Source organism: Pseudomonas fuscovaginae SE-1, from assembly GCF_000364705.1.
GTDB classification, from domain to species: Bacteria; Pseudomonadota; Gammaproteobacteria; order Pseudomonadales; family Pseudomonadaceae; genus Aquipseudomonas; species Aquipseudomonas fuscovaginae_A.
Window position 1 is genome coordinate 1 of record NZ_AQOH01000009.1, and the last position, 9,377, is coordinate 9,377.

At 64.2% G+C, this 9,377-nt stretch carries 7 protein-coding genes; 2 read left to right on the forward strand and 5 right to left on the reverse strand.

The annotated features are described in order from the left end of the window. Nucleotides 1-129: 129 nt before the first annotated feature. The 5 genes from hslU to K675_RS0101615 form a co-directional block, all read right to left on the reverse strand. Nucleotides 130-1,467 carry an ATP-dependent protease ATPase subunit HslU gene (hslU, locus tag K675_RS0101595; protein ID WP_017901756.1) on the reverse strand — a complete coding sequence of 446 codons (1,338 nt, stop codon included), beginning with the start codon at nt 1,465-1,467 and terminating at the stop codon, nt 130-132. A 54-nt stretch (nt 1,468-1,521) separates the two neighbouring features. Next, nucleotides 1,522-2,052, reverse strand: a complete 531-nt coding sequence (gene hslV / locus K675_RS0101600) for an ATP-dependent protease subunit HslV (protein WP_017901757.1) — start codon at nt 2,050-2,052, stop codon at nt 1,522-1,524. Nucleotides 2,053-2,333: 281 nt separating this feature from the next. Further along, the gene (locus K675_RS0101605; protein WP_017901758.1) at nt 2,334-3,044 is read right to left on the reverse strand and encodes an SPOR domain-containing protein; all 711 of its coding nucleotides are present in this window, start codon (nt 3,042-3,044) and stop codon (nt 2,334-2,336) included. 1 nt (nt 3,045) lies between these two features. Continuing rightward, complete coding sequence (gene argS, locus K675_RS0101610; RefSeq protein WP_017901759.1) at nt 3,046-4,782, reverse strand: arginine--tRNA ligase; 1,737 nt, start codon at nt 4,780-4,782, stop codon at nt 3,046-3,048. Nucleotides 4,783-5,016: 234 nt separating this feature from the next. After that, nucleotides 5,017-7,236, reverse strand: coding sequence for a primosomal protein N' (locus K675_RS0101615; protein ID WP_017901760.1), 2,220 nt, complete (start codon nt 7,234-7,236; stop codon nt 5,017-5,019). 165 nt (nt 7,237-7,401) lie between these two features. On the opposite strand from K675_RS0101615, the gene rpmE reads away from it, so the two are divergent. Both rpmE and K675_RS0101625 read left to right on the forward strand, forming a co-directional pair. Then, nucleotides 7,402-7,620, forward strand: coding sequence for a 50S ribosomal protein L31 (gene rpmE, locus K675_RS0101620; protein ID WP_017901761.1), 219 nt, complete (start codon nt 7,402-7,404; stop codon nt 7,618-7,620). Nucleotides 7,621-7,974: 354 nt separating this feature from the next. Further along, on the forward strand, nt 7,975-9,243 hold the full coding sequence (locus K675_RS0101625) for a malic enzyme-like NAD(P)-binding protein (protein ID WP_017901762.1): 1,269 nt from the start codon (nt 7,975-7,977) through the stop codon (nt 9,241-9,243). The last annotated feature ends 134 nt before the right edge of the window (nt 9,244-9,377 follow it).

Genomic DNA, 9,377 nt, shown 5'->3' on the forward strand with positions numbered 1-9,377 from the left:
GACCTGTCGTTGTAAGAACCTTCCCCTCTTTTTTGTGGGAGCGGGCTTGCCCGCGAAGCTTTTTGGCGGCCTTCAGGGCCCCTTCGCGGGCAAGCCCGCTCCCACGGAAAAGAGGGGGAGCGGTGTTTCTTACAGGATATACCGCGACAGGTCTTCGTTCTGCGCCAATTCGCCAAGGTGGCTGTTGACGTAGTCGGCGTCGATGCGCAGCGGCTCGGCGCCCTGGGTGCCGGCCATGTCGCCGGCACTGAACGAGACTTCCTCGAGCAGTCGCTCCAGCAGCGTGTGCAGGCGACGGGCGCCGATGTTCTCGGTCTTCTCGTTGACCTGCCAGGCGATCTCCGCCAGACGCTTGATGCCCTCCGGCTGGAACTCGATGTTCAAGCCTTCGGTCTTCAGCAGTTCGCGATACTGCTCGGTCAGCGAAGCGTGCGGCTCACTGAGGATGCGCTCGAAGTCTTCCGGGCTCAGCGCCTTGAGTTCGACACGGATCGGCAGGCGGCCCTGCAGCTCGGGGACCAGGTCGCTCGGCTTGCTCAGGTGGAACGCACCGGAAGCGATGAACAGGATGTGGTCGGTCTTGACCATGCCCAGCTTGGTATTGACGGTGCAGCCTTCGATCAGTGGCAGCAGGTCGCGCTGCACGCCTTCACGGGACACATCGGCGCCGCCGACATTGCCGCGCTTGGCGACCTTGTCGATTTCGTCGATGAACACGATCCCGTTCTGCTCGACCGCCTCGAGGGCCTTGGCCTTGAGTTCCTCGTCGTTGACCAGGCGCCCGGCTTCCTCGTCGCGTACCAGCTTGAGCGCTTCCTTGACCTTGAGCTTGCGGCTTTTGCGCTTGCCCTTGCCCATGTTGGCGAACAGGCTCTGCAACTGATTGGTCATCTCCTCCATGCCCGGTGGCGCGGAGATGTCGACGCCGGTGTGCTCGGCGACTTCGATCTCGATCTCCTTGTCGTCCAACTGGCCTTCGCGCAGGCGCTTGCGGAACAGTTGGCGGGTGTTGGAATCCTGGCTCGGCTGGGCCTCTTCGTTGAACCCCGAGCGGGCTGGCGGCAGCAGGGCGTCGAGGATACGCTCCTCGGCGGCGTCTTCGGCACGGTGACGGACCTTGACCATCTCCTGTTCGCGCAGCAGCTTGATCGCGGCGTCCGCGAGGTCGCGGATGATCGATTCGACATCGCGGCCGACGTAGCCGACTTCGGTGAACTTGGTCGCTTCGACCTTGATGAACGGGGCGTTGGCCAGCTTGGCCAGACGCCGGGCGATCTCGGTCTTGCCGACGCCGGTCGGGCCGATCATCAGGATGTTCTTGGGGGTCACTTCGACGCGCAGCTCTTCAGGGAGCTGCATCCGGCGCCAGCGGTTGCGCAGGGCAATGGCTACAGCGCGCTTGGCATCGTCCTGGCCGATGATATGGCGATTGAGTTCGTGGACGATTTCGCGGGGAGTCATGGACATGATATGTGGGGCCTCAAGCGGTAGGGGTCAGGTTGGATACAGGTCTGGCACTCCTTATTCCGCGAGGTCCTGCTCCTCAATTGTGAAGTGGTGATTGGTGAATACGCAAATGTCGCCGGCGATGCCGAGGGCGGTCTCGACGATTTCGCGGGCCGACAGGTCGGTCTTCTTCAGCAGGGCACTGGCTGCGGCCTGGGCGTAGTTGCCACCAGAGCCCATGGCGATCAGGCCGTGTTCAGGCTCGACCACGTCGCCGTTGCCGGTGATGATCAGCGAGGCGTCCTTGTTGGCGACCGCCAGCATGGCTTCCAGGCGGCTCAGGGAGCGGTCGGTACGCCATTCCTTGGCCAGTTCGACGGCGGCCCGGACCAGGTGGCCCTGATGTTTCTCGAGCTGGCCTTCGAAACGTTCGAACAGGGTGAAGGCGTCGGCGGTGGCACCGGCGAAACCGGCGAGTACCTGGCCGTGATAGAGGCGGCGGACTTTCTTGGCGTTGCCCTTCATGACGGTATTGCCGAGGGAAACCTGGCCGTCGCCACCCATGACGACTTTGCCGTGGCGGCGAACTGAAACGATGGTGGTCAAGGGAGTGTCTCCACGCAGCGGGGCGAAAATGCCTGATGGAAACTCATATGGGGGTGGTGCAGGGATTTTCAACCTTGGGTCAGGTTGGGGGACGAGTGGTGTAGGAAAGGTGTGCACAGTTCTGTGGGAGACGGCCGGGCGGCGCTCCGCTTGCTGGCGATGACGGTGCGGCTATCACCACGGGGTGTTGAATGGCCGCCTTTGGCGGAACGCCAGCAAGCCGGCTCTTACAGGAGCCTGGCTTGCCAGCGAATGGGCCTTCTCGCGCAGGGCCGCGAGTTTCAGCGGCTCTGGCGTTGTTGTAACAACAGATTGCTGAAACCGCTGGCGGCCAGCTGTTTCTGCGCCGTGGTCAGTTGCTCGCGGTTGCTGAACGGGCCGACCAGCACCCGATACCAGGTCTCGTCCTTCACCGTGCCCGACTCGACCGAAACTGCCTGGCCGAGCAGGATGATCTGCGCGCGAACCTTGTCCGCGTCGGCCTCCTTGCGGAACGAACCGGCCTGCAGGAAGAACTTCGTCACCGGCGCCGGCTCCGCCTTGGCCACCGGTGGCGGCGGTGGCGGGGTAATCCCGGCCAGCGCCGCCTGGGCCCGGGCGGTGTCGATCTTCGCCGCTTCGGCCGGGGTCACCGGCGTCTGCGGAGTCGGCACGGTCTGCGGCGTCGGCAGGGTTTTCTCCGGCACGGCTTCCGGCGGCACGATGACCTCCGATTCCGGCAGCAGGGTGTAGAAGTCGTACTTGGGCTTCACCGGCTGGGTCGGGCTCGGCGGCGTCTTGTTGGCTTCGGCCACCTTGGCGGCTTTCTGCTGCTCCTGGCGCACGCGCTTGACGTCATCGCCCTTGCCCGGTTCCAGTTTCATCAGGAAAACGATGAAGGCGCCGACACCCAGCCCGATGGCCAGCCATAACCAGCCCGGGATCGGCTTCTTTTCGGGGGCCTGGTAGCGGCTGGCGCCGCGTTTCGGTGCGGGTTTTTTCTTCGCGGCCAACTTACATGCGCTCCAGGGTTTCCAGGCCCAGCAGCTCCAGGCCTTGCTTGAGGGTGCGACCGCTCAGTGCCGCCAGGCGCAGGCGGCTCTGCATGCGGGCCGGGGTGTCGGCGCCGAGGATCGGGCAGTTCTCGTAGAAGCTGGAGAACAGGCCGGCGACATCGTACAGGTAGGTGCAGAGGATGTGCGGCGTGCCTTTCTCGGCGACGTTATTGAGTACTTCGGAGAACTGCGCCAGCTTCGCCGCCAGCTCCTGCTCGTGGGCGGCTTCGAGGACGATCTGCCCGTCGACCTCGCTGAAGTCCTTGCCCAGCTTGCGGAATACACCGGACACGCGCGTGTAGGCGTACAACAGGTAAGGCGCGGTGTTGCCTTCGAAGTTGAGCATCAGGTCGAAGTTGAAGCTGTAGTCGCTGGTGCGGTGCTTGGACAGGTCGGCGTACTTCACCGCGCCGATGCCCACCACGCGGGCGATTTCGCGCAGCTCGGCCTCGGCCAGGTCCGGGTTCTTTTCCTTGACCAGGCTGTAGGCGCGTTCCTGGGCTTCGGTCAGCAGGTCGATCAGCTTGACCGTGCCACCGTCGCGGGTCTTGAACGGACGGCCGTCGGCGCCGTTCATGGTGCCGAAGCCCATGTGCTCCATTTCCATCGGATGGGTCACGAAGCCGGCCTTGCGTGCCACCGCGAACACCTGCTGGAAGTGCAGGGCCTGGCGCTGATCGACGAAGTACAGGGCACGGTCGGCCTTGAGCTGGCGGCTGCGGTAGCGCACGGCGGCCAGGTCGGTGGTGGCGTAGAGGTAGCCACCGTCGGCCTTGACGATGATCACCGGCAGCGGTTCGCCTTCGGCATTCTTGAACTCGTCGAGGAACACGCACTGGGCACCGTTGCTCTCGACCAGCAGGCCGGCGGCCTTGAGATCGTTGACCACGTTGATCAGGTCGTCGTTGTAGGCGCTTTCGCCCATGACGTCGGCCATGGTCAGCTTGACGTTGAGCAGTTCGTAGATCTTCTGGCAGTGCGACAGCGAAATGTCCTTGAAGCGGGTCCACAGGGCCAGGCAGTCGGCGTCGCCGGCCTGCAGCTTGACCACCAGGCCGCGGGCACGGTCGGCGAATTCGGGCGACTCGTCGAAGCGCTGCTTGGCGGCGCGGTAGAAGTTCTCCAGGTCCGACAGCTCGTCGCTGGTGATCGGGTTTTCCTGCAGGTAGGCCATCAGCATGCCGAACTGAGTGCCCCAGTCGCCGACGTGGTTCTGGCGGATCACGGTGTCGCCGAGGAACTCCAGGACCCGCGCCACGCCATCGCCGATGATGGTCGAACGCAGATGGCCGACGTGCATTTCCTTGGCCAGGTTCGGTGCCGACAGGTCGACCACGGTGCGCTGGGCCGCGCCGGCCTTGCGTACGCCGAGGCTGGCGTCGGCCAGGGCGGCGTCCAGGCGCGAGGCCAGGGCCTGGGTGTTCTGGAAGAAGTTGATGAAACCCGGGCCGGCGATTTCCGCCTTGCTGACGTTCTCATTGGCCGGCAGGGCGGCGATCAGCTTTTCCGCCAGGTCGCGCGGCTTCAGGCCGGCGGGCTTGGCCAGCATCATGGCGATGTTGCTGGCGAAATCGCCATGGGTCTTGTCGCGGGTGTTCTCGACCTGGATCGCCGGCGTCAGGCCTTCAGGCAACACACCTTCGTTGACGAGTTGGGTGAGGGCTTGTTGGATCAGCTGGCGAATGGTGTCTTTCATGGTCTTCTCTTTCGACCGCGAGCGCGGCGGCGCCCAAGGCGCAGGTGGAAAAACTGGATATTATCCGTTGCCGGGGCGAGCTTGCCAACCGGTTGCGGACTTGTGGTGTTCGAGGGGGCCTTTCGCGGGCAAGCCACGCTCCTACAGGTCCGTGCCGTACACGAGTTTTGTGCTCGACGCCGACCTTGTAGGAGCGGGCGGCGATCCGACTTGCCCGCGAAAGGGTCGCCCCGATCAATAGAGGTCTACCGGATCGACATCCAGCGACCACCTGACCTGCCGCCCCCCCGGCATCTGCTCCAGCACCAGCAGCCAATGGCTCAGCAGCCGATGCAGCGGTGCCCGGGCGTTTGCCTGCAGCAGCAGTTGCGCCCGGAAGCGCCCGGCGCGGCGCTCCATCGGCGCCGGCACCGGCCCCAGCAGTTCGATACCGCCCAGGCCCATCTCATCCAGCAGGCGTTCCGCCTCGCTGCAGGCTTCATCGAGAAAACCCTCCGCCTGCCCCGGCTTGTGGGCTTCGGCGCGCAACAGGGCCAGGTGTGCGAACGGCGGCAGGCCGGCGGCGCGGCGCTCGCTCAGGGCCTGCTCGGCAAAGGCGAAATAGCCCTGCTCGGTCAATTGCACCAGCAATGGATGATCCGCCAGGTGGGTCTGGATGATCACCTTGCCCGGCTCCTCCGCCCGCCCGGCCCGGCCCGCGACCTGGACGATCAACTGGGCCATGCGCTCGCTGGCGCGGAAGTCGCCGGAGAACAGGCCTCCGTCGGCGTCGAGGATCGAGACCAGGGTCACCCGCGGGAAATGGTGCCCCTTGGCGAGCATCTGCGTGCCGACCAGGATGCACGGGTGGCCTTTCTGGATGGTGGCGAACAACTGGTTCATCGCGTCCTTGCGCGACGTGCTGTCGCGGTCGACCCGCAATACCGGGTAGTCGGGAAACAGGATCGCCAGACGCTCTTCGGCACGCTCGGTGCCGGCGCCAACCGGACGCAGGTCGACCTTGCCGCATTGCGGGCAATTCCGTGGCACCCGCTCGACGTTGCCGCAATGGTGGCAGCGCAGTTCGCCGTAGCGTTGGTGCACGGTCATGCGCGCATCGCAGCGCGAGCACTCGGACATCCAGCCGCAGTCGTGGCACAGCAGCGTCGGCGCGAAACCCCGGCGGTTGAGGAACACCAGCACCTGCTGGCCGGCGGCGAGCGTCTGGCCGATGGCTTGTTGCATCGGCCCGGAGATGCCGCTGTCCAGGGGACGGCTTTTCACATCCAGGCGCAGGAAGCGTGGCTCCTTGGCGCCGCCGGCGCGCTGGGTCAGGCGCAGCAGGCCGTAGCGGCCGATGTGGGCGTTGTGCAGGCTTTCCAGGGAAGGGGTGGCGGAACCCAGCACGATCGGGATGTTTTCCTGGCGGGCGCGGACCAGGGCCAGGTCGCGGGCGTGGTAGCGCAGACCTTCCTGCTGTTTATAGGAGCCATCGTGTTCTTCGTCGATGATGATCAGCCCGGGATTCTTCATCGGGGTGAACAGCGCCGAGCGGGTGCCGATGATGATATCGGCCTCGCCGTCCCGGGCGGCCAGCCAGGCATCCAGGCGTTCGCGATCGTTGACGGCCGAGTGCAGCAGGGCGATCCGCGCATTGAAGCGCTGCTCGAAACGCGCCAGGGTCTGTGGGCCGAGGTTGATCTCGGGGATCAGCACCAGGGCCTGCTTGCCGGCCTCGAGGGTTTCGCGGATCAGTTGCAGATAGACTTCGGTCTTGCCGCTGCCGGTGACGCCGGCCAGCAGGAAGGCATGAAAGCTGTCGAAGCCGGCGCGGATCGCCGTGCAGGCGGCGCGTTGCTCCTCGTTGAGCGGTAATTCCGGCTGTGCCAGCCAGTGTTCGTGACGCTCGCCGGGGGCGTGGCGGCGGATTTCCACCTGCACCAGATCCTTGGCCAGCAGCAGGTCGAGGCTGTCTTTGCTCAGTTGCAGTTTGCCCAGCAGTTGATGCGCCACGCCGTGGGGATGCTGGGCCAGGGTGGCCAGGGCTTCGCGCTGGCGTGGTGCGCGTGCGATCCGCGGGTCGTCCAGGCGCGCACCGGGGGCCATCGACCAGAACCGCTCCTGGCGCGCCTCGGCCGGCTCGCCCTGGCGCAGCAGGACCGGCAGGGCCCAGCTCAGGGTGTCGCCGAGACTGTGCTGGTAATACTGGGCGGTCCACAGGCACAGCTTGAACAGCGCCGGTGGCAGCGGTGGCGTGGCATCGAGCAGGGCCAGCGCCGGCTTGAGCTTGTCCGCCGGGACTTCGCTGTGCTCGGCCACTTCGACCAGAATGCCGATCATTTCCCGTCGCCCGAACGGCACCCGGAGCCGCATGCCGGGATGCAGCGCGTGGCGCGGCACTCCCTTGGGCGCCCGGTAGTCGAACAGCCGGCGCAAGGGCGAAGGCAGGGCGAGGCGCAGAATGGCTTCGGACACGCGGTTATCCCGGATAGTGGCGATGAAGAAGGGCGCGAGCCTAGCAGACGACTGGTGCCGGTGACAGCTTGCTTCATTCTGCAAGGGTGGTATCATCGCCGGCCAAATTACGTGCGGTGTTCAACAATAGTGTTGGGCGGCGGCACGCTAGCCGAGGAAGTCACCATGAAACCAGACGTTCATCCAGAATACCCAGTTGTTGCCGTTACCTGCAGCTGCGGCAACAAGTTCGAAACCCGCTCGACCTTCGCCAAGCCTCTGGCCATCGACGTGTGCAACGAGTGCCACCCGTTCTACACCGGTAAGCAGAAGACTCTGGACACCGGCGGCCGCGTTCAGAAGTTCGCCGATCGTTTCGGTGCATTCGGTGCGAAGAAGGCCTAAGGCTTTTTTCCTGGGCGGCCTGAAGGGCTGTTCCACGCTGATGAAGAAGGCGCTCCTTGTGAGCGCCTTTTTTGTGGGCGCAAGGTTGGTTGTCTGGTTGTCGGCGGCAGGGCAGGTTCGTGCCGGCTGCTATGCTTGAAGTGATCCTGGGGTGATCAAGCTGGCCTTTCGAGAAAAATTGTAGACATTTTTAGTCTCGATTGTGAACAGTTGGCGCCTTGTATTCCGTGGCTCTTGGGCCAAAGTCGTAGGTTGCGACCCTTGACACCGGTGACTGGTCAGTCTTGTTAGGATTTTGCGACACGCGTATCCTCGGCGGTTCGTCTGTCCCACAGTAAAAAGCGGAATGCCCACATGTCAGATTTGAAAACTGCCGCTCTCGAATATCACGCCAACCCTCGTCCCGGGAAGCTGAGCGTCGAACTCACCAAAGCCACTGCGACCGCCCGCGACCTGTCGCTGGCCTACAGCCCAGGTGTTGCCGAGCCGGTGCGTGAAATCGGTCGCGATCCCGAGCTGGCCTACAAGTACACTGGCAAGGGCAACCTGGTTGCGGTCATTTCCGACGGCACCGCGATCCTTGGCCTGGGTAACCTCGGTCCACTGGCCTCCAAGCCGGTCATGGAGGGCAAGGGCGTACTGTTCAAGCGTTTCGCCGGTATCGACGTGTTCGACATCGAAGTCGACTCGGAAAGCCCGCAGGCCTTCATCGACACCGTCAAGCGCATCTCCATCACCTTCGGCGGCATCAACCTGGAAGACATCAAGGCACCCGAGTGCTTCGAGATCGAGCGCGCGCTGATCGAACAGTGCGACATTCCGGTGTTCCACGATGACCAGCATGGTACCGCGATCGTCACCGCGGCCGGCATGATCAACGCCCTGGAAATCGCCGGCAAGACCCTGCCTGAAGCGAAGATCGTCTGCCTGGGCGCCGGCGCTGCCGCGATCTCCTGCATGAAGCTGCTGGTGAGCATGGGTGCGAAGATCGAAAACATCTTCATGATCGACCGTAGTGGCGTGATCCACTCCGGCCGTGACGACCTGAACCAGTACAAGGCGGTTTTCGCCCACGCGACCGACAAGCGTACCCTGGCTGATGCCCTGGAAGGTGCCGACGTGTTCGTCGGCCTGTCCGGTCCGAACCTGCTGAGCGCTGAAGGCCTGAAGTCGATGGCGGCCAACCCGATCGTGTTCGCCTGCTCGAACCCTGATCCGGAAATCGCCCCTGCGCTGGCCCACGCCACCCGTAGCGACGTGATCATGGCCACCGGTCGTTCGGACTTCCCGAACCAGGTCAACAACGTCCTGGGTTTCCCGTTCATCTTCCGTGGCGCCCTGGACGTTCGCGCCAAGCGCATCAACGAAGAAATGAAGATCGCCGCCGCCAATGCCCTGAAGGATCTGGCCAAGCTGCCGGTTCCGAAGGAAGTGTGCGAAGCCTACGGCGTCGACTCGTTGGAATTCGGTCGTGAGTACATCATTCCGAAGCCGCTGGACTCCCGCCTGATCACCGTGATCTCCGATGCCGTGGCCAAGGCCGCGATCGAGACCGGCGTGGCGACCCTGCCGTATCCGAAGCACTACCCGCTGAAAAGCGTGGACGACGTGTTCAACGGCTAAGCCGCTGTAGCGTCAAATGAAAAGCCCCGGCTCGCAAGAGCCGGGGCTTTTTTGTGGCGGGTGATATTGCCTATGGTGCAGGTTGCTCAGTGTGGCGAGCGGGCTTGCCCGCGCTGGGTGCAAGGCACCCCAAA

Coding starts and splice junctions, on each gene's coding strand:
- argS (WP_017901759.1), bottom strand. CDS start 4,782: ATGAAAGACACCATTCGCCAGCTGATCCAACAAGCCCTCACCCAACTC.
- hslU (WP_017901756.1), bottom strand. CDS start 1,467: ATGTCCATGACTCCCCGCGAAATCGTCCACGAACTCAATCGCCATATC.
- K675_RS0101625 (WP_017901762.1), top strand. CDS start 7,975: ATGTCAGATTTGAAAACTGCCGCTCTCGAATATCACGCCAACCCTCGT.
- rpmE (WP_017901761.1), top strand. CDS start 7,402: ATGAAACCAGACGTTCATCCAGAATACCCAGTTGTTGCCGTTACCTGC.